Consider the following 21045-nt stretch of genomic DNA (forward strand, 5'->3'; position numbering starts at 1 on the left):
CTCCTTTACCAGAAATAACGTTTGTGACCACAGATTCTCATCAGAGCTTCTAAATAGTAGTAATCGCCATACGGCAGCATGTTATCGCACATATCACGAGCAACAAACGATGCACCATTTTTAAGCAGACCTAGAGCGTCATTGTTGTCTGTTAAGTCACACTGTTCCATCAAACCATTAACGAGATGCATACCCCACTGCTCAAAAAGGTCTCGCTCTTTCTCGTCATCACATAAACTAGCAATCAATAAAAATCCTGCTGCAGTTACCGCACCAGCTGAACTGTCTTTGTACTGAGGTTCATACTTAGGCAATCGATAATCCCAAACCGGAACTGAATCATCTCGCAAATGTTCCATCGCGAAGTACGACACCTTTTTAGCAAGCTCCAAAAATTTTCTATCCCCGGTGTAAGCGTATGTTTGCGCAAAACCATGAATCGCCCATGATTGGCCTCGAGCCCAACATGAGTCGTCCGCGTAGCCTTGGAAGGTCTCGCCTTTAATTGGTTCTTGAGTTAGAGGGTCGAAATTGAAAGTATGAAATGTTGAAAAGTCATCACGTACGATGTGTTTCGCTAATGTTTCTGAATGCTCAATTGCGGCGTCTCTTAGCAGATTAGACCCCGTTTGCTCTGCAGCCCAAAACATCAATGCAGTATTCTGCAAAGAATCAATAATGGTTTTGCCTTGAGTTTTTTCTGGCCCCAAAATATGAGTCTCGTTCCAAGCAACAATGTACTTACCGATACGACGAAAACGTAAGTAAAGACTATGAGCGGCTTGGATGGCCATCTCCTTATACTCTTCGTCCTCAGTGAGCATATGGCCAGCAACACAACTTAGTGAGAATTGGAAACCTAGATCATGATCGTGCCAATCTGGATTTGCGAGCATTTCTTTGAAGTATGCTTTACGAAAGTTCGCACTATTCTTAAATACATCTTCACCTGTCAACTGGTAGCAGAGCCAAAGCTGCCCCGTCCAAAAAGATGATACCCAATCTGAAGGACCACAATATATCCATTGGTGATCCGTCGTGCCGATCTTAGGGTTGTTTATTCCAATTTTCTTTATGTTGTTTTTGGTGAAATCAACCACCTTCATCAAATGGTGTTGAAACTGTTTTTGGTCATACCGTGTTTCTGGGTACATTTTTTCATTCGTCATTTTGATACTCTTGTCACACTTAGGCAAAATTACATAAAATATGAAACGTTTCTTGATGGTGTTTTTGTTTTCTTAATTTGGATTATTGGCCCCAGCCTTGAAATAAACAATGTGTAAAAGTCACACATAATGAATAAAAAGAAACACGGCTATGATATTGACGAACTTATTAATGATTATGTGAATTAGGTCAAACTACCCAATTAGCTAGAATACGCATCGCTCAATATTGTTAATAACAAACCAACATATCATGTCCATTCATAGGTAACATTTCGTTATATGAATAGATTCTTGGCAACTTGATTTATCCAAATAAACGCCTATAGTGAGCAAAAATCGTAAAAAATGCGTATTAACTAAGGAAAAACTCATGTTCAGTCCTAAATCAAACTTTCATATCATGGCCAAGCCTACTGGCTCCAAATGTAATATTGATTGTGACTATTGCTACTTTTTAGAACGTGGTGATGAGCTTTATGGAACGAGCAACATTACAGAAATGGACGACAACACCTTAGAAGCATATATAAAACAGTACATAGAATCACAATCTGCTCATGAAATCGTTTTTAGTTGGCAAGGGGGAGAACCTACTCTTCTAGGGCTAGATTTCTTTCAAAAAGTCGTCAAATTCCAAGTGAAACATAATCATGAAAAGAAAAAAATTCACAATGACTTACAAACCAACGGCATCCTACTTAACAAACACTGGGCAAAGTTTCTTAAAACCCATAACTTCTTCGTCGGCCTGAGCATTGACGGTCCACAATGGCTACATGATCACTATCGGCATAATTTAGCTGGACGTGGGACATTCAAACAAGTTGTTGCAGCTGCTGCGCTTCTACATAAATTCAAGATCCCTTTTGCAACATTAACGTGCGTAACACGAAAAAGTGCTGACCACCCCTTGGAGGTCTATCGCTTCCTGCGAGATACTTTAAAGTCTACTCAAATCCAACTGATTCCTATCGTTGACCTTGAAGAAGTACAAGTGTTACGGAGAGTTCGCTCGCAAGATCTCATTACGACTGATACTCGAGACGAGACATTTACCGTCGAGCCCAAACAATGGGGAACCTTTCTCAATGCCATCTTTGACGAGTGGTACTCAAATGATATAGGTCGTATCTTTCTTCCCACAATAGAGTCTTATATCGGTACCCTTACTGGCTACCCATCTGGAACTTGTATTCACAGTAAAACATGTGGGCAAGCTTTGGCCTTCATGCCCAACGGGGACCTTTTTAGCTGCGACCACTATATTTATCCTCAAAATAAACTTGGTAACATATTCCAAGCTCACTTAGGCGAATTAGCGAACACACCACAACAACAAGACTTTGGTCACTCCAAATACACCAGTCTTCCCGAAACATGCCTAAACTGTCGTCATCTATCGGTTTGTTACGGCGGGTGCCCTAAAGATAGGGTCGCTATAGAGGGGAAAGAGAACCAAAAAATTAACTACTTATGTGAAGGCTTGTATCATTTTTTCGAACATGCGGAGCCTAAATGCCAATCTATTTTAAGAAATTTAAGACATTAACTGGACATCACCATGCCGTGGAGTAAACAAGGGAAAGACCCGGACTATCGTTTTAGCCTAGCCAATGAGAGAACGTTTCTTGCTTGGGTAAGAACCGCTCTCGGTTTCTTTACCGCCGCAATTGCTGTTGATCAGTTAGCTACAACACTCAACGATCACACTCTCAAGCCTTTTATTTGTATTGCGCTGCTCATTATTTCTGTCATGTGTGCAGTGTTGGGTTACCTGAACTGGAAAGGAAATGAAGTTGCAATGCGACTTGACCAAGGGCTCGATTATTCAAAAGCGATTAAACTTATCCCCTTATTGATGGTGAGTATTGTTCTCGCTCTTTTAACAAGCATCTACTATGACACCTTTAGTTAGCGACGATAAACTTCAAGTTGAAAGAACGATTTTGTCTTGGTTTAGAACAATGTTTGTTTCTGCTTTGAGCGTTCTATTTCTGTTTAAACTTGTGATACTTCATCATTCCATTTATATGCTAGTTGCCCTGATGTTTAGCTGCGTCAGTTGTTTTTTGATCTATTATGCTGGGCTCAGGGTCGCTACGCTGCCGATAGTTGTCAAAGCTCGTTGTTATCGCTTAATCAGTATTTCGCTTGTCTTGGCGATATGCTTTTATGGTATAGCTTGAAAGGTATAGCACAGTACGTTGAACTTACTTTTGTATGAACTTTTCATTCAGAGCATAGGTAGCTTAAACCCTAAATATGGTAGTATTACTTTTTACCCCAAACTTTGTCTCGACCATGTATCAAGAACTATTAGCTCCTATTCATTCCTTTCTAAAAGCCGAAACGCCAGACTCTTGGATCGACGAAGCCAAGAAGCCACAAAACCTGCATATCATTTTGCGCGATCACATGTTGTGTGAGCTAAAAGCTGCTCAGAGTGCCCTATTTCTGATTCGTAAGTATGCGGTTGATAAAGAAAGTGCAATTCAGTTAAATGAATGGATTAAACCATACGAAGAGTTCGCCTACCGTCGTAAAGGAGATTTAGAATCACTGCGTGGTAAGAGCAACGCATCAAAGCAGATCACAGCCAAAGATGGTTGTGTTTATGGCGACGATCTCATCGATAAGATGGTGCTATTAATCAAAGAAGAACTGCATCACTTCTACCAAGTGATGGAACTAATGGAAAAGAAAGGTGTAACGTATCAGCCTATCGAAGCGGGTCGCTATGCCAAAGGGCTAATCAAACATGTGAAAACCTATGAGCCAGATGCTTTGGTCGACAAATTGATTATCGGTGCGTTTATTGAAGCGCGTTCGTGTGAGCGATTTGCCAAGCTCGCACCTTTCTTAGAAGATGATATGGAAAAATTCTATGTTTCTCTTCTTCGTTCGGAAGCTCGCCACTATCAAGATTATCTAGAGCTTGCTGAACAAATTGCAGGAAAGGACATTTCGGAACGTGTTGCTCACTTCGCTCGTGTAGAAGCAGAACTCATTACATCCGAAGACAGCGACTTTAAATTCCATAGTGGTGCTCCAGTTAATTAGTAGCCTTTCTGACAATCAATAACAAAAATAGAAAACCCGCTTAGTTAAAGCGGGTTTTTATTAGTTTGGAATACTAAACACTAACGATCGTAATGAGGCAGTTTCTCTAACATCTTAGCCTCTTGATATTTTAGTAACTCAAAGTCAGTGCCGATATATGACTTCATTAGGTCAAAATTCTTGCCGAGCAGTTCACTATCTAGATTAGCCTGTAAGAAATTAGCGTCGAATAGACGTGATACTTCTTTTGCCTCAGCATAGAACGTTGGAATCCAACTGACAGGGTAGTTAATTACATCAATAGCATCTTGAGTAAATGATCCTGTACTTGTCACAACACATACATCACTGTGGAATGCTGTCTTACAACCCGTTGCTGCAATCTCTTCATCTGAGTTACCTTTTAGTTGACCACTGGCCACTAAACTATCAATCAAGGTATGCAGGGAAGTCGCCAGCTCAGAACCAGGAATCTCTCCAGAGTTAAGCTTATCGAAAATTGCCTCAGAGCCCGTCATTAATGCATGACCACCTGGGTGACGCAACTTCTGACCTCCGAAGTTATCTTGTTGTAAATAACTACCGAAGTTTTTTGCACTTTCAATGGCAGTATCCCACTGCTCTTGATAAGAGTTTACAAATTCATTCACGCCATCTAAAGACGGTTGTGTTTTCAAGAACTCTTCTGTTTGGAATACTGCTGAGCTTTTAGCCTGAGTGATCATGTCACGAGCAATGGAATGTTGAACACCTGCCGAATACTGACGGCCATCCAATTCCAAAGTCACATGGTCTGTACGCGCAGTTTCGCCGGTTGTATCAAATACCGATATTGAATCAATAAAGTTACGCGCCAAGAACTTCTTCTCTGGGTGAACAGATTCTGCGTCATATGCTAAAGATTTAAGTGTCGCTTCAACCAAGTTAGTATCTTGAGTACGGTTTGTGTACGTAAACCAACTCATAATGATGTTTTCTGGGTAATTCAGTCGACGAATCTTCTGTGCAGTATAATCCGGTGCGTACGCCACTTGAGAGACTACTTCAGCACCACTTTCGTCAATAAACTGGTAGCCTGAATATTCCGAGCCTAATGTCCAGTGACGAACCAACTCATCAACCTTCTTGCGAACAGATGGTATATCGATAATCGCTGTATCACCGCCTAAAACCATATCACGGCTAACGATTTGCTGAGCTGCAATCAAACGATAGAACCAAACGCCAAACGCATCAATTTCATCGTAGTTCGACCAATCACTCATCTCATGGTTTACAGTACTACCTGCTGTCTGATGATTTAGGTACTGACCACCTTTTAGTTCAGCTAAAATCTCATAAGATTCAGTTTTTTGGCCAGATGCGTTATTAATCGCAAGTTGCGCTTTCAATGTTGCGTCGAAACAACTAAGTGGTAGCTCGTGATTCTCGTCCAAGTCCCAGCGTACTTTTCCGTACATATCTTCTAGACTAATATTTTCATAAGTCTCAGCCCCGTTTGAGGTTTTGGTTACTTTTACCTGACAAGTTTTTTCAGGTGTCGCAAGCATTGAAACCATGAGTTCGCCAGCTTTTTCTGCCGACTTATAGTAGTCACACGCCAATGGCCAACGAGGTTCACCATTATCTTGAATTACACACATAGCTTCAGCGAATACTAGAGGATCATCCCAATCATTGTAATCGGCAGCCATTGAAATAAAGCCCCAAGACTGCATACCATGGCTTGCAATATCCATCATTCTGTTACGGAAGAAGAAATAGCGACCGATCGTACCTCGCTCGGTAAAGCTATAGTCTTCCCCACGGAAGTTAAACATGTCATGGAAGTTTTCTAAATTATGGTAGTGGTAACTTGCATTTTCCACACGGTCAGTACCTTCATCATGACGATCACAATCCCATGTACTACCAACATTACCATCTGTACAGAAACCGTATTCTTTAATCTCTGTTGCTATTTCGACTGGAGCTTGTGGCTCTGCTGGCTTGACCGGTTGAGTCAGCGTCTCTGCCGGAGTACCACCATCAATCTGCGCTTGGTATTCAGCTAGCGCTTCATTGTAAGTCACCATCTCAGCTTCATAGGCAGTGACCAACTCTTTATAGGAAGCCAACGCACTATCATTAATATCATTCAATGAGAACTCGAGTTGAGTGATTGGTGAGAATGGTGAACGTTCAGTGTTTGTTGGTATATCTGCTTGCTCATACTGATTACGGTACTTAGCGTCAAATGGTTCTAAGCTATGTATATTTCCATCTTGATCTTCAACTACACGTGCATACGCAACTTTTAGAGCTGCAATATCGTAAGAACCCAGTACAGGTTCAATATCTAGTTCAGAAGGAGCATAGTCCATAATAGAAGTTGCAGCAGGAATACCTCGGAGACCCATCTGATCAGCTTGCTCTTGCGTATAAAAATTGGCTTTATCCGCAGAACCTTCAAAGTTATGTCTCAAACCTAGGTTGTGACCAAGCTCATGAACGAGTGTGGTTTTGTAATTGTGTACGCCAAATACTTCGCTTACTTGTTCTTTTTGAAGTGAATTCAACTGATCAAAGTCTTTGAGCTCATTGTTAGAATCAAAGTAGCCATCTTTATCAAAGTCTATTCCAGGCAAACCATTCTTTTCAGTACTTGATACCCAAACATTATTTGCAGAGAACATGGTGTTGCGCGACCAGAACTCTTCAACTTTATCTTTATCAAAAACAGCATCAACGGCTTCCTTTGCTTCCCCAAATAGGTTCGCATAGCCTTCACTATTTTTAACTTGGTTTTCTAAATCCAGAGTTCTTAACTCTTTCATTTCAAACTCTAAAAGTCTTTCGCTATCAGGTAATACATAGCCCGTGTCAAACGCACTTTCCTGGCGTTCGTTAAGCGTATTGTTTGTAACTTTTAGCTGACTCGCTACTGCTACTGCACCTTCTTCCGGTTCAGCAACAACTGTTGCTTGATCAGCTAACAAACGAGCATTATATAAACGTGCGAATTGATCCCATTGTCTAGGAACTGTGCGTAAAATAGTTCCTGGGTACATATTTGTAAATGCACTAATAATCTCACCTGTTAATGGGTTAGCCGCTGATGGACCATAACCAAGTAAACCGGCATCAGATGGTTCCGCAAACATATTAATAGCATTATAACGTAGGTCACCAGACGCAATGTTTGCTGCGCTATCTCTATTAATAATCTTAACTGGTGGTACACCCGCGGCTTCCATTTGAGCAGCCATAGTGTCCACAGTTTCCAATGTTGCTCTTAGCCAAATCTCATTACCTTCTTCAAAAAAATCGTCACTAAGATAAAAATCAATGGATTCAAGATTTGGGGAGAATCGGTTTAGGTATGCGCCATTTGAAAACTTAGAAGATGTTGAGTTGTTGTTGTCTGCTTTTTTAAATTCGCTAGTAAAGAACCCAAACTTATTTTGGTCTGCCTGCGCTTGGTAAACAGGAGTGTAGTTCGCATCTGCATACTTATCTAAACGAACAAACGAATAAAAGAAGCGTGCTTTGCCGTTGCCATCTTTAAAATGACGTTCTAATTCAATATTGATCACGCCATTTGCAGGGTCGAACTCTTTCATCGCTACTTCAGTCGATAGTGCATCACTTCCGTAGTAATCGTTAATGTCATTAATGTAAGCTTTCAAGCCCTCATAATTTGGGAGAAAGTGCGAACGTTCGTACCATTTCGCATCAAGCTCGTCTACTTCTTCTTCTTTGTTTGTACAATCGCCATAGTTATCTTCACTACATTGATATGCCGTATAAGTACCTGGGATTTCTAATACTCTCGTCAAATCTATATTGTCCGCCCAACGGCTTTCTTCAAGAACTTGAGGGTTATTCGGATCATATTTGACCACATCAGGATCAATACGCTTCGCAACTAAGCCGTCTTTCGTCAGACTTAAAGTGACAAGAACTTCACCACCCGCAAAATAGGCATACATATCAGCATCGCGTGGCGCTGACGATGTCGATGGACGGTACATCCAAACACCGGGAAGTGGAATTTCTTTTACTTCGTTATAATCAGTTACAGGTTCATAAGATGTTATAGAAGAGATTTTAACCTGGTTTTCATCTTTAGATAAATAATCGTATGCTTGATCATCAGCGCCACACCCAGCCAAAATAGCCGTGATTGCGGAGCTTAATGCAATCTTTTTAAAGTCCATATTGAATCCTTTTATTATTTTTATTTCCCTAGAATGAGAATGTTATATCTGCTGAGTAAGAGGCTTTGTCTGCATCGAATAGATCGATATTGCCCAGTGTGCCGCGCTCAGCATCTGCATATGCGCCTGACGTTGCAGCAGAAAGAGTAAATGACCAATTATCGGTAAAGTCATAGGCCCCGTAGATAGAACCGCCATAGTCCACTGAATCTCGTCTGTTTCCTTGGTAACTGATCGTGTTGCCACCTAAGGCATCTATTCCCAAAGTTAGCTTTTCCCAGCTATAGCTTACGCCTGAATATAGGGAGTACGTCCACTCAGTGAGAGACTTGCCACCATATGTTTTATATTGATGGAAGTTCTTTCTTATCCGAGGTGATATATTGAAATTCACCCCCCAGTATTCGAAACTAATTGGAACAGCTAGCCTGAAAGCGGTTTGTAGCTTATCGTTACGTGACGCCTCAGAAGTAGGAATAGTCAATTGCCCACTTGCACCTATTTTTCCACTTTCACCAAACTCATATAACTTCGAGTGACTTAACCCTATTACTGAATCGGTAGCGTAAGTCCCTACCTCATCATCTAATGCTCGATATCCACCCGAAGATATATATGTCTTAATATTTTCAGAAAGTTTATATTTCAGTGTGCCATTCCATGAAAAGCTTCGGTCTGCGCGATAGTCATCTTTGTTGTATATATTTGTTGAATAACCAGCGGTAACGGACCCGCTGATATTACAAGTTATACAAGATGCATCGCTTTCATTTTGTGTTGATTCAACCTTATCGTTAATATTGTCAACACCATTACCTTCCTCTGCGTAAACAGATAAAGAAAACATCGTGCCTAACAATATTGCGATCGGATTCACCTTCCACTTTATTGTGTTATGCATGCTTTTTAACTTCCATGAATGTTAAGCTCAGTCATTGAGCTTATTTAAATAGTCCATCAAATTTTAAGTGAACGAATACTTCAATATTTATCACTAAATATCGATAGACTTTTTAGCAACAGAACCTTGCTGCCAAATTACTTTACAATTAAATTACATTTTTTCTTTGTATTATTTTGTACAGAATTGTATTAGTGCTTTTTTCCCTTTATACGCTTCCTGCGATTAGGGTGTGTTATTGGTATTGCCGAAAGTAATTTCTTTGTATAATCATTTTGTGGATTTTTATATAAATCTATTGCAGAGCCATATTCCACAATTTTCCCAAAATACATGACAGCAACATCATCGGAGACCTGTTTTACAACAGAAAGATCGTGTGAAATAAAGATAATTGCCAGATTCATCTCTTTTTGTAAGTTTAAGAGCAAATTAATAATTTGGGCTTGAACTGACACATCTAGCGCTGAAACAGACTCATCACAGATAAGTAGCTTAGGTTTCAGAGCAATAGCGCGAGCAATTCCAATTCGTTGACGTTGTCCACCAGAAAACTCATGAGGGTATCGATCAATCGACTCTCTAGCTAATCCTACTTTGTCGAGTAGCTCTAATACCCACTGCTTGCGTTCTTTATGAGTACCTACATTATGGATAATATAGGGCTCCTCCAAAATCATACCAATTGTATGCCTTTGATTTAGAGATTCCATTGGGTCTTGAAAGACGATCTGCATCTCTTTGCGAAGTGGTCTCATCTCCTTAGCTTTCCAATCAGTGATGTCCTGCCCTTCAAAGAAGATTCGTCCGGAAGTCGGTTCAAATAACTTTAAGATCGTGCGCCCTAATGTGCTCTTTCCACATCCTGACTCGCCTACTAACCCCAAGGTTTGCCCTTGGCGCAAAGAAAAAGAAACACCATCCACGGCTTTAATCACATACCCTTTTGAGAACAGCCTTTTTCCGGAGATAAAATGCTGAGTAAGGTTTTCTATTCTCAATATTTCCGACATTTAACTACCCCTTAAACTCAGGAAACAGGGAAGTATCAATAGGCTTGATCTCTATCTGTTGTTTCAGTGGGTGATCTAAGCTTGGCATCAAACCTAGCAATCGCTTTGTATAAGGATGTTTAGGGGAATCAAACAATTCAAATACGTCTGCATGCTCGACAATACGCCCACCGTACATAACAGCCACATCGTCACACACCTCTGCCACAACACCTAAATCGTGAGTAATAAACAACATCGCCATTCCAGTCTCATGTTGTAGCTCTATCATTAATTCCAAAATAGAAGCTTGAACCGTCACATCTAGAGCCGTCGTAGGCTCATCACAAATCAAGACATCGGGTTTACAGGCAAGTGCCATCGCTATCATTACACGCTGTCTCATCCCCCCAGATAAGTTGTGAGGATATTCATCAATACGCTTCTCAGGCATTGGGATTTTGACCTTTTCGAGCATTCTGATTGCGTACTCTCGCCTATCATTTTTTTTCAGCTCAGGTCGATGTAGGGCTAAAACCTCCGTTAGTTGTTTACCGATACTATGCACTGGATTCAGCGCCGTCATTGGATCTTGAAAGATAATAGAGATCGCGTTGCCGCGCATTTCGTACATAGAGTGTGGTGGCAACGTGACGAGATCTTGATTGTTGTAAAGGATCTTACCACCGACAACCTGACCATAAGGTTTAGGGAGCAGCCCCATAATCGACATCGACGTGACACTTTTACCGCAGCCAGATTCGCCAACTAGGCCTAAGGTTTTTCCTTTCTTCACTTTAAAGCTAACGCCATGGAGTACCTGTACAACTCCTGAGTCAGTATCAAAGGTGACTTCCAGATCTTTTACTTCCAACACCACATCGCAATTGGGATCTTGTTTATATTCCACGTTCATACCAACATCCGTCACAGTTTAAAACGGTCATCAACAAATGAAACCGGAGTGTAGGTTTTGTCTGACTTCATCGACGATTGCGTCTCTTTTTTAACCGATGAATCTATCCAAAAGCTGCCAATATCCATCGGATGGAAAATAGACTCAGTCTGCTTGGTCATTGGGTTCTCTGGGTACTGGACCCAACGCCAATGTGCTGCGCGTGAGTATGGCACCATATAACCTGGGACGATGATGTTTGCTTGTGTAACGTAGTCTTGAATCTGATAAGAGAGCTTGTAGCGTTTATTTTGGTCAAACTCAGCATCATAGGCTTCTATTAATTTATCCAGCTCAGGACTACTATAGTTGGTATGTGCATTGGTTTGCGGCTTGTTGGCATTGTCTGAATGCAGATACTCCCAGTAAGATGGAATTTCGCCGGATCCCATATTAAGAAAAGCCAATTGGTGCTTTTTCTCTAGGATATATTTAAAAGCTGATGAGCCATCGACTAAGTTAAGTGTAAAGTCGAGCCCCGCTAACTTCGCCTGTTCTCGAAGGAACGCAATTCTTGGCGTCCAAGCGTTGTAGCCATACGTAATAGCAAATGAAAGTTTCTGCCCTTGCTTATTGATGCGGATACCATCTGATCCGATAGTATCAAAACCCGCTTTTGCGAAGTGTTCAGCTGCTAACTGAGGGTCAAACTCAGGTGCTTTATTGGCTGGGTTATCGTATTGCCCATGTCCAAAGCCCAACCCATGCGGCTTACGAGAATAGTCCCCACGCATGATGTTTTTAATCATGCCGTCATAATCCGTAGCGTGCATAATGCCTTTGCGGACGTTGATATCCTCTAGTAATGGCTGAGCAGTATTCATCCACAAACCACCGGCACCTTGAGGCGTTTGGTTGAAGCCCCAAAACTTCTGGATATAACCGTCTTTAAACGCTTGAGAGTCAGACTTTCCATGCCAGTACTCTGGAAGAACTAAATCAAAATAGTCCAGTTTTCCTTTTTCAAAGTGCTTAAGTGCGATATCAAAGTCTCGAATAACGGTAATGCGCACCTTATCGACATTATAACGATTCTGATAATAACGATTGGAGTAACCCCACCAATTTTCTCCGACATGCTTAAAGGTCACACTCTTACCTTTTTTCACTTTGTCTAGGTAGTACGGCCCAGCTGTAGGTTCACTTTTAAAGTTATATTTTCGGACAAAATTATCCACCATTCCGTCATTATTAGCGTCTTTCTCGCCTGAAAAATAGTGTTCAGGTCTTGGCTGAAAGCCATTACTTGGCATGTTGATCAACACCATAAGTGCATCTTGACTCTGTTCTACGGCTGTCTCTACTGCAATGGTGTATTCATCAACCTTGGTTACATCGACGATAGACGTTGAGAAAAAATCGTTGTACCAAGGATCGACGATGTCTTTAGAACGGTAGTAAGTGAGCATGAACAGGTAATCATCGGCCGTTATCTTCTCACCATCCGACCACATCGCATTAGGATCAAGCTTAAAATAGACCGTCTTGTTATCTTCAGAAAAAGCCCAATCAGTTGCTAACTGAGGGATCCACTTTCCTGTATTCGGGTGTCTCTGAGCTAGCTTCGGAGCGCCATCCATAAAATAATGACGTAATCCCGAGTTCGCATCTGGCCCTACGCTACGTAGAGTTTGAGGAAAGCTAGCCATGAATGTACGCAATGTACCACCGCGTATCGCATCTTCCGAAGCGAATAGAGGCTCATTGTTATTGGATAACCACTCTAGCCCCTGAGGTAAAGTCGCGGTTTGAGAAAAGGCTGATGGTGACAAGCTTGCCATCAGCGCGGAAATACATATTGAGAGTGTTTTATTCATAATTACATCCTGTAACTGGATACTTCCTGTAAATGTCTGAATTCAAGCTATACGTAACGTGTAAACTTTTTGGGATCAAATGCCGAGCGTATCGCTTCACCTATAAAGGTCACCATGACCAATACCGCTACTATCGCTCCAACTACTGAAGCCACAATCCAAGGGGCATCAAGATTCGATTTACCTTGTTGCAATAGTTCCCCCCAACTCGGTGTAGGAGGCATTAAACCAAGCCCTAGATAGTCCAACGCAGTGAGAGCGGTAATATTAGCGGCGATCGTAAAGGGCGCTAACGTAACAATCATAACCATAGTATTAGGCAAGATATGATGCACTAAAATGCGTGTTGTTGAGGCCCCTAAAGCCCTTGCTGCCATAACGTATTCGCGAGCCGATTCTTTATACGTCATGGTTCTCATATACCAAGTGATACCCATCCAACCGAATAACACATTAATAGCAACAAACAGTGTGAACGTCGGTTGAGTTATCGAGACTAAGATCATAATGACGTAGAGAAATGGTACCATTGACCAAATCTCTATGAGCCTTTGAACAAACAAGTCAAACTTACCGCCAAAGAAGCCCATGCAGCACCCAACTACAGTGCCTATTGCATAAGAGATCGCCATTGTCATCAACGCGAAGCCCATCGCTATACGAAAGCCATAGACCAAACGAGCTAAGATATCGCGGCCTATCGCATCTGTACCCAAATAGTGTTTGCTATCAATACTCGGTGCTAGCGGAGGAAAGTCTCCGGAAAAGTCTTGTTCATATGGATTCCACGGTACGATAGGCATAATGACAAAGTCGCCCTGAGCTTCTTCTGCAAATATCTGCTGCAGTTTTCTATAATCAGCTTCGCTCGCATAACTCAAACCAAAGTCCGTACCCGACCTGACGTCAGAGAAAACTGGAAATGACCACTCTCCTTTGTAGCTAACGACCAACGCCTTACTGTTAATTAAAAGCTCAGCAAAAATAGACAGAATCAACAGTGAGCTGAGGACGAGCAACGACCAATATCCACGCTTTATTTCTTTAAAGTGTTTGATCTTTTTCTGTGTAAGTGGGGTTAATCTAATCATGCTCCAAACCTCACTCTAGGGTCGACAGCCGCAACACAAAGATCAGATAGAATATTACCAATCATCAGCATCGCCGCGTTGATAGCAACTATCCCCATAACGACCGGATAATCACGCTCCATTATTGACTCGTAACCTAATAAGCCAATGCCATCAATGTTAAAAATAACCTCAATTAGAAAAGAACCCGACATAAAGAACAATAATGAGTTACCAAAATGACTCGCTATCGGAATTAAACTATTCTGCAATGCATGTTTTTTAACCGCTTGTTTGAAAGGTAATCCCTTTGCAATTGCTGTTCGAATGTAATCTGCAGAAAGGTTTTCCATCAGATTATTTTTCATGGTCATCGTTAATGTAGCGAAGTCACCAATCAAATAACAAATGAGAGGAAGTACTGCATGCCACATAATGTCTTTAAATTGATCTACCCAATTTTCATAGTCCTCAAAATCATCTCCGACGAACCCACCCATTGGGAACCAATCAAGGTTATAAGCAAATAGAGTGATTAAAAATACACCAACCACATACCCGGGTAATGCATAACCGATAAATATTAAAATAGAAGATGCCGAATCAAATACCGAGCCATGCTTTATCGCCTTATAATATCCAAGTGGAATGGATATAAAATAACTGATAAAAAACGTCATGCCTCCATAAAACAACGAGATTGGTAAACGTTCAGCAATCATGTCATTTACGGGTTCGTAATAACGTGTTGATTCACCAAAATCTAATACGACGATCTTAGATAACCAATCAACATAAGATTCTAATATAGGTTTGTCTAATCCATAAAACTCATTGAGCTCGGCAATTTGTTCATCTGATAGTGATGAATTATTACCTGCGACACTTACTGCAGCGCTGTCCGTTCCAGAATGCATTTTTGACAGCATTCTTTCCACCGGCCCACCTGGAACAAAACGAGTAATGGCAAATATTAAGATTGTTATTCCTATAAATGTTGGAATGACAAGTAATAAACGCCTCAATATATAAGCTAACAATTGGAAGTACTCCGTACCAATTAATTACATTTAAACCACATCCTGTAGGTATTATTACCAACTTACACACTGGTCTGATGAGTTAACAATTCGTAAACTCTAATTCATAAGAATATTGAATTAAATAATTACATCCAATTAACATTAAAAATTATCGACCCAAGTCATATTATTATAGTTAATCTTAGAAAATCCCGATGTAAAACCACAATGTGCGTCGGTTTATTTAGCCCATAATTAGGTTAAGTGAAAATAAAATCGAAGGAATATGCTGATAAGTATATATTTTAGAAGGGAAAGTTATAGAAACAGGTTTATATAGTGATTATCACTACAAGGTGCACAGTTTAAACGTTTGCTAATTTAATCAAACAAGTAAAACCATGCACCTGCAGAATAATTAGTTGTTGTTCATATGTAACAATTCGTTGTTAATATTCTTTAACACTTCAGCAGGATCAGCGGCTTGAGTGATTGGACGACCAATAACTAAGTAGTCTGAGCCGGATTGAATCGCTTTTGTTGGTGTCATAATACGTTTTTGGTCACCGACTTCAGCGCCTATTGGACGAATACCTGGCGTAACCAATTTGAATTCTTGGCCTAATTCACCCTTGAGCAAAGAGGCTTCTTGCGCTGAACAAACAACACCATCTAAACCTGCATTTTTAGTTAGGTTTGCCAGACGCATTACCTGTTTTTGTGGCTCGATATCAAGCCCAATACCTGCAAGATCTTGCTGCTCCATACTTGTAAGTACTGTTACACCAATCAGCAATGGACGGTCTTTTCCGTAAGGTTCAAGAATCTCACGTGATGCTGTCATCATACGCTCACCACCGCCAGCGTGGACGTTCACCATCCAAACACCCATTTCTGCTGCTGCACGTACCGCTTTAGAGCATGTATTTGGGATATCGTGGAATTTCAAATCTAAGAAAACCGAGAAACCACGCTTATGCAGCTCACGTACAAACTCTGGCCCGAATAGAGTGAACATCTCTTTACCTACTTTTAGGCGACAAGATGCTGGATCAATTCGGTCAACGAAGGCCAAAGCGTCTGCTTGGTTGTCGTAATCCAGTGCTACAATGATTTTTTGATCGTTCATTTCATCTCCTAACGCAGTTTATTGTCTTAAATTTTACTCATAAAAATGCAGCCCGAAAGCTGCACTATATAATTTGGTCTAACATTGACCATAAATTTACTCACCATCAAGCCCACGGATCGGCTTGATCGTTCCCCACCCCTTACACGAAGGGCAGTGCCAATATAGAGAGTGGGTAGAGAAACCACACTTCCGGCAGCGGTAGTGAGGCTTCATTTTTAATTGTTCGCCAACCATAGATTGTAAAGTGGTCAGACTATTTTTAGCGCGACCCTCTTCTGCTTCTGCAATATGATAATCAATCAATCGATAGAAGCCTTTCATGGTAGGGTTTTTAAGAAGTTGCTTCGTCAGAAGCTCTTGTGCAGAGCCGATGTCTTCATGCTGAGCAACCAATTGTGCCAACATTAACTCAGCGGATACGCCTGCTTTTCTTTGAATGCAAGTCTTGAGGAATTCTACAAGTTGAGCTTCCTGCCCCAAGTGATGATAACAATCCGCTAAAGTCGGCAGTACTTCACTGATAAAGTCGATGTCTTGATCGATAACAGATTCAAGATATTCGATCGTCTTCTTATATTCTTCATTGGCTAAATGAAGTTTAGATAATGCAATGCTAGCCCTAACACATTTAGGATCTTCGCTGAGTGCCTTTTTAAAGTGCTGTATCGCTTTTGATTTATTACCTTCAGCCTGCTCTTGCATCGCCATTTCACACCAGAAATGAGCAACCGTAGCACGCATCTTAAGCTTCTTCTTGCTAATTTTAATCAGCACATTGCCATATTGAATGGCTTTACTCCATTCTCGAGTTTGCTGGTAGATAGAAACCAACTGTTGAAGCGCACTCTCTTTATGCTCAGGTTCATCAACGAGTTGCTCAAAGATTTTCTCTGCTCGGTCTAAAAAGCCTGAAGCCATGTAGTCTTTTGCAAGTTGCTGTAGTGCGAGATTTTTTTGGTCAATAGTAAGACCTGAACGGGAAATAAGGTTTTGGTGGATTCGAATAGCGCGATCAACCTCCCCTCGAGAACGAAACAGGTTACCTAACGCTAGGTGTGTATCAATCGTTTCGTTATCAACTTGAAGCAGTTCAATAAAGTGGTCTACCGCTTTATCTGACTGATCAGATAAAAGTAGATTCAGACCTGTCACATACTGACGAGATATCTGATGAGATTGCTTTTGCTTTTCTTGCTGAGCATTACGATTACCCATATACCAACCGTAAGCAGCTGCAATGGGTAAAAGTAAGAACAGTAACTCTAACATTCAGTATTAGCCTTTCTCAGCTATCAAGCTTTTGATTCTACAGCGACTTGCTTTGATTGCTTGTTTAGCTTTTTCTTTAAACGATGGATCTGTAGCTGAGATTTCATGTGCATGCTACCAAACACAATCCATGCTAGACCAAAACCCGATACAAATACTACACCAAGTAATGTAGATAGGTGGAAGTCACCTTGGGCAAGCAGATAGTTGAAGTTCACGATAGTTTGGTTTTGAGAGCCTAAAGCCAGTGCAATTAGGAAAAGTGCAATAACAGCGACTATTTTTATAATTTTCATATTCATCACTCATTGGTTAATTAGCAGTACGATTATGCAGGAAAATTACTTATCAGACCACCATATTATGGTCATAAAAAAGCGGCATACATTGTAGTATGCCGCTTTTCTAAATTCCGATAAGTAGTCTACATTCCTGTATTTACTCGCTCGCGTAGCTCTTTACCAGGTTTGAAGTGAGGAACGTATTTACCGTCTAACTCTACTTTGTCACCCGTTTTTGGGTTACGGCCAATGCGAGGCTCACGGTAGTGCAGCGAGAAGCTACCAAAACCACGAATTTCGATGCGATCACCACTTTCTAATGTTGAAGCCATGTGCTCTAAAATGTCTTTTACAGCGTCTTCAATTTCTTTTGCAGAAAGATGCGTTTGCTCAGCGCATAGCCTTTCAATTAATTCAGACTTAGTCATAGTTACCCTCGTTGGTTTTCTTTTTAGAAATTATAGACCTATCGGAAAAATAAGCAAAAAAAAAGGGACCCAAAGGTCCCTTTCTTAGCGAAAAATTAAATTATTCGCCTTTAGCAGCTTTGAATGCGTCTGCCATTGCGTTACCGAACGCGCCTTCGTCAGACTTGTTCAGTGAAGCCATTGCTTCTTGCTCTTCAGCTTCATCTTTAGCTTTGATAGATAGGTTGATTACGCGGTTCTTACGGTCAACACCTGTGAACTTCGCTTCAACGCTGTCACCAACGCTTAGGATTAGAGACGCATCTTCTACGCGGTCGCGAGAAACTTCAGAAGCGCGGATGTAACCTTCAACGCCTTCGATTAGCTCGATAGTAGCGCCTTTCGCGTCAACTGCAGTAACAGTACCGTTTACAAGAACACCTTTCTTGTTGTCAGCAACGTATGCGTTGAACGGGTCGTTTTCCATTTGCTTAACGCCAAGAGAAATACGCTCACGCTCTGCATCTACTGCAAGAACAACTGCTGAGATTTCGTCGCCTTTCTTGTACTCACGTACAGCTTCTTCACCAGCAACATTCCAAGAAATGTCAGATAGGTGTACTAGACCGTCGATACCGCCTTCAAGACCGATGAAGATACCAAAGTCAGTGATAGACTTGATCTTACCAGTAACTTTGTCGCCCTTAGCTTGCATTTCTGCAAATGACTGCCATGGGTTAGCTTTACACTGTTTCAGACCTAGAGAGATACGACGACGTTCTTCGTCGATATCAAGAACCATAACCTCAACTTCGTCGCCAACATTAACAACTTTAGATGGGTGGATGTTCTTGTTAGTCCAATCCATTTCAGAAACGTGTACTAGACCTTCAACGCCTTCTTCGATTTCAACGAAGCAGCCGTAGTCAGTTAGGTTAGTAACACGACCAGAAAGCTTGTGACCTTCTGGGTAACGCTTAGCGATTGCTACCCATGGATCTTCGCCTAGTTGCTTAAGACCTAGTGATACGCGAGTACGCTCACGGTCGAACTTAAGAACTTTAACTAGGATTTCGTCACCAACGTTAACGATCTCTGATGGGTGCTTAACGCGCTTCCAAGCCATATCTGTGATATGTAGAAGACCGTCAACACCGCCAAGGTCAACGAATGCACCGTAGTCAGTAAGGTTCTTAACGATACCTTTAACTTCAGTACCTTCTTGTAGAGTTTCAAGAAGTTCGTCACGCTCAACGCTGTTCTCAGATTCGATAACAGCACGACGAGAAACAACAACGTTGTTACGCTTCTGGTCTAGCTTGATTACTTTGAACTCTAGCTCTTTGTTTTCTAGGTGAGCAGTGTCACGGATAGGACGTACGTCTACTAGAGAACCTGGAAGGAAAGCACGGATACCGTTTAGTTCAACAGTGAAACCGCCTTTAACTTTACCGTTGATGATACCAACAACAGTTTCAGCTTCTTCGCAAGCTTTCTCAAGAACGATCCAAGCTTCGTGACGCTTAGCTTTCTCACGAGAAAGTTGAGTCTCACCGAAACCGTCTTCAACAGCGTCTAGAGCTACGTCTACTTCAGCGCCAACTTCAACTTCAAGTTCGCCAGCAGCGTTCTTGAACTGTTCAGCAGGGATAGCAGATTCAGACTTAAGACCAGCGTCAACAAGAACGAAACCGTTCTCGATAGCTACTACAGTACCTTTAACGATGCTGCCTTGTTGGAATTCTGTTTCGTTTAGAAACTCTTCAAAGAGTTGAGCAAAAGATTCAGTCATTATTTAATCTTCAATAATTAAACGTCCATGGGTATCCTACCGCATGGGGTTGATAAATTCGCCGGTTATCATCCTTGCAACCAACGTTCTTGCCGGCTCGGTAAAAGTTACCCAGCCAGTTTCGATTCAATATAGTGTAGTGCTTTTTCAACTACCTGCTCAATATTCATTGAGGTAGAATCAAGCACAAGCGCATCCTCAGCAGGGCGTAATGGCGCTACTGGGCGATTACGATCTCGGTCGTCTCGCTCTTGGATCTCGCTCAAAAGGTCGTCAAATTTAACATCTAAGCCTTTGCCTTGCAACTGTTTAAGGCGGCGATTCGCTCTCTCTTCAGCGCTAGCATCTAGGAAAATTTTCGCTTCAGCACTCGGGAAAACAACTGTACCCATATCACGGCCATCTGCAACAAGTCCTGGCTCAGCACTGAATGCACGTTGACGACGTAGTAGTGCCTCACGAACACGTGGTAACGCAGCAACCTTTGAAGCAGCCATACCCGTCTCTTCTTTGCGAAGCTCGCCAGAGACATCTTCGCCTTCAAGAATCACTTTTACCAACTCACCTTCAGCAATAAACTGAACGTCTAAATGCGTTGCTAAAGGTACTAGAGCGTCTTCAGACTCTGTGTCTACACCGTGATGGATTGCCGCTAATGCAAGCACTCGATAGATAGCACCCGAGTCTAGTAAGTGAAAACCTAGCTTTTCAGCTAGCAACATACATAGGGTACCTTTACCTGCACCACTTGGGCCATCAACCGTAATCACTGGGCTTTGAGAAGGCATGTTTTACTCCACGTTTCTTCGTAAGTTTTATTCCGCACTCGCATAATACAACTGCGTTAACAGGCGGCATATTATAGAGAAAAATTGGTGTCGGGGCGAGGTAAATCTCACATTAATCCCTTTAGAACTCAGACAGCAAGATATCTATAAATTTCATATGCTCAAGCTTAAATTTATTGTTACTAAAA

At 41.5% G+C, this 21045-nt stretch carries 18 protein-coding genes; 4 read left to right on the plus strand and 14 right to left on the minus strand.

From position 1 onward, the window contains the following. Window positions 1-5 precede the first annotated feature (5 nt). On the minus strand, window positions 6-1169 hold the full coding sequence (locus OCV50_RS09090) for a glycoside hydrolase family protein (protein ID WP_390905082.1): 1164 nt from the start codon (window positions 1167-1169) through the stop codon (window positions 6-8). A gap of 373 nt (window positions 1170-1542) precedes the next feature. Here OCV50_RS09090 and OCV50_RS09095 point away from each other — a divergent pair, with 373 nt between their 5' ends. The 4 genes from OCV50_RS09095 to miaE all read left to right on the plus strand — a co-directional run bounded on the left by OCV50_RS09095 (window position 1543) and on the right by miaE (window position 4232). Beyond that, window positions 1543-2721 carry an anaerobic sulfatase maturase gene (locus OCV50_RS09095; RefSeq protein ID WP_261902851.1) on the plus strand — a complete coding sequence of 393 codons (1179 nt, stop codon included), beginning with the start codon at window positions 1543-1545 and terminating at the stop codon, window positions 2719-2721. A 12-nt stretch (window positions 2722-2733) separates the two neighbouring features. Then, entirely contained in the window at window positions 2734-3087 is a 354-nt protein-coding gene (locus OCV50_RS09100; RefSeq protein WP_150895928.1) for a YidH family protein, read from the plus strand. Window positions 3088-3136: 49 nt separating this feature from the next. After that, entirely contained in the window at window positions 3137-3358 is a 222-nt protein-coding gene (locus tag OCV50_RS09105) for a hypothetical protein (protein WP_261904151.1), read from the plus strand. 115 nt (window positions 3359-3473) lie between these two features. Continuing rightward, entirely contained in the window at window positions 3474-4232 is a 759-nt protein-coding gene (miaE, locus tag OCV50_RS09110) for a tRNA isopentenyl-2-thiomethyl-A-37 hydroxylase MiaE (protein ID WP_261904152.1), read from the plus strand. An 80-nt stretch (window positions 4233-4312) separates the two neighbouring features. On the opposite strand, the gene OCV50_RS09115 is transcribed toward miaE, so the two are convergent. The 13 genes from OCV50_RS09115 to cmk form a co-directional block, all read right to left on the minus strand. After that, window positions 4313-8431 (minus strand): zinc-dependent metalloprotease, encoded by a 4119-nt coding sequence (locus OCV50_RS09115; RefSeq protein WP_261902852.1) that lies wholly within the window; start codon window positions 8429-8431, stop codon window positions 4313-4315. A gap of 28 nt (window positions 8432-8459) precedes the next feature. After that, a complete protein-coding gene (locus OCV50_RS09120; protein ID WP_261902853.1) occupies window positions 8460-9332 on the minus strand; it encodes a hypothetical protein in 873 nt (290 codons plus the stop codon). A gap of 191 nt (window positions 9333-9523) precedes the next feature. Next, on the minus strand, window positions 9524-10345 hold the full coding sequence (locus OCV50_RS09125) for an ABC transporter ATP-binding protein (RefSeq protein ID WP_261902854.1): 822 nt from the start codon (window positions 10343-10345) through the stop codon (window positions 9524-9526). A gap of 4 nt (window positions 10346-10349) precedes the next feature. Continuing rightward, window positions 10350-11240, minus strand: a complete 891-nt coding sequence (locus OCV50_RS09130) for an ABC transporter ATP-binding protein (RefSeq protein WP_261902855.1) — start codon at window positions 11238-11240, stop codon at window positions 10350-10352. Between the two features lie 11 nt (window positions 11241-11251). Then, complete coding sequence (locus tag OCV50_RS09135) at window positions 11252-13096, minus strand: extracellular solute-binding protein (RefSeq protein WP_390905084.1); 1845 nt, start codon at window positions 13094-13096, stop codon at window positions 11252-11254. A 47-nt stretch (window positions 13097-13143) separates the two neighbouring features. Next, window positions 13144-14187 carry an ABC transporter permease gene (locus tag OCV50_RS09140; RefSeq protein ID WP_261902856.1) on the minus strand — a complete coding sequence of 348 codons (1044 nt, stop codon included), beginning with the start codon at window positions 14185-14187 and terminating at the stop codon, window positions 13144-13146. Further along, window positions 14184-15206, minus strand: a complete 1023-nt coding sequence (locus tag OCV50_RS09145; protein WP_239842710.1) for an ABC transporter permease subunit — start codon at window positions 15204-15206, stop codon at window positions 14184-14186. The genes OCV50_RS09140 and OCV50_RS09145 overlap by 4 nt, the downstream gene beginning before the upstream one ends. A gap of 400 nt (window positions 15207-15606) precedes the next feature. Beyond that, window positions 15607-16317 (minus strand): orotidine-5'-phosphate decarboxylase, encoded by a 711-nt coding sequence (pyrF, locus tag OCV50_RS09150; RefSeq protein WP_261902857.1) that lies wholly within the window; start codon window positions 16315-16317, stop codon window positions 15607-15609. Window positions 16318-16413: 96 nt separating this feature from the next. Beyond that, window positions 16414-17589 (minus strand): lipopolysaccharide assembly protein LapB, encoded by a 1176-nt coding sequence (lapB, locus tag OCV50_RS09155; protein WP_261902858.1) that lies wholly within the window; start codon window positions 17587-17589, stop codon window positions 16414-16416. 23 nt (window positions 17590-17612) lie between these two features. After that, complete coding sequence (locus OCV50_RS09160; protein ID WP_239842707.1) at window positions 17613-17885, minus strand: LapA family protein; 273 nt, start codon at window positions 17883-17885, stop codon at window positions 17613-17615. A 128-nt stretch (window positions 17886-18013) separates the two neighbouring features. Then, a complete protein-coding gene (gene ihfB, locus OCV50_RS09165) occupies window positions 18014-18298 on the minus strand; it encodes an integration host factor subunit beta (protein WP_239842706.1) in 285 nt (94 codons plus the stop codon). 100 nt (window positions 18299-18398) lie between these two features. Further along, window positions 18399-20069: a 30S ribosomal protein S1 gene (gene rpsA / locus OCV50_RS09170; RefSeq protein ID WP_239842705.1), complete on the minus strand. Its 1671-nt coding sequence runs from the start codon at window positions 20067-20069 to the stop codon at window positions 18399-18401. A 107-nt stretch (window positions 20070-20176) separates the two neighbouring features. After that, the gene (cmk, locus tag OCV50_RS09175; RefSeq protein WP_261902859.1) at window positions 20177-20857 is read right to left on the minus strand and encodes a (d)CMP kinase; all 681 of its coding nucleotides are present in this window, start codon (window positions 20855-20857) and stop codon (window positions 20177-20179) included. Window positions 20858-21045 lie beyond the last annotated feature (188 nt).

It is taken from the genome of Vibrio fortis (assembly GCF_024347475.1).
Classification (GTDB): domain Bacteria; phylum Pseudomonadota; class Gammaproteobacteria; order Enterobacterales; family Vibrionaceae; genus Vibrio; species Vibrio fortis.